The following is a 527-nucleotide window of genomic DNA, read 5'->3' as shown; positions in this document are numbered from 1 at the left end:
AAAATGGAGGATTAGCTCAGCTGGGAGAGCACCTGCCTTACAAGCAGGGGGTCGGCGGTTCGATCCCGTCATCCTCCACCATATATGTCGGAGGGGTAGCGAAGTGGCTAAACGCGGCGGACTGTAAATCCGCTCCTTCGGGTTCGGCAGTTCGAATCTGCCCCCCTCCACCATTTCTTAATTATTGGGCTATAGCCAAGCGGTAAGGCAACGGACTTTGACTCCGTCATGCGCTGGTTCGAATCCAGCTAGCCCAGCCATTAAGAGCCATTAGCTCAGTTGGTAGAGCATCTGACTTTTAATCAGAGGGTCGAAGGTTCGAATCCTTCATGGCTCACCATTTTCTTTAAAAAAATATGCGGGTGTGGCGGAATTGGCAGACGCACCAGACTTAGGATCTGGCGCCTTTGGCGTGGGGGTTCGACTCCCTTCACCCGCACTTTTAATAAAATATCTCATACATGTCTTGCGGAAGTAGTTCAGTGGTAGAATACAACCTTGCCAAGGTTGGGGTCGCGGGTTCGAAT

Annotated in this window: 5 tRNA genes; all 5 read left to right on the top strand. The window is 51.4% G+C overall.

The features are described from left to right. The first annotated feature begins 5 nt into the window (after positions 1 to 5). The 5 genes from FT637_RS29610 (at position 6) to FT637_RS29590 (ending at position 439) form a co-directional block, all read left to right on the top strand. Positions 6 to 81, top strand: a tRNA-Val gene (locus FT637_RS29610). Positions 82 to 89: 8 nt separating this feature from the next. Continuing rightward, positions 90 to 173 (top strand) — tRNA-Tyr (locus FT637_RS29605). Positions 174 to 185: 12 nt separating this feature from the next. Next, positions 186 to 260, top strand: a tRNA-Gln gene (locus FT637_RS29600). Between the two features lie 4 nt (positions 261 to 264). Further along, a tRNA-Lys gene (locus tag FT637_RS29595) sits at positions 265 to 340 on the top strand. 18 nt (positions 341 to 358) lie between these two features. After that, a tRNA-Leu gene (locus FT637_RS29590) sits at positions 359 to 439 on the top strand. Positions 440 to 527 lie beyond the last annotated feature (88 nt).

This window comes from Bacillus cereus (assembly GCF_015071065.1).
Classification (GTDB): domain Bacteria; phylum Bacillota; class Bacilli; order Bacillales; family Bacillaceae_G; genus Bacillus_A; species Bacillus_A cereus_BA.
Note: the sequence above shows the minus strand (reverse complement) of the source record. Positions and strands in the feature narration are given on the sequence as shown.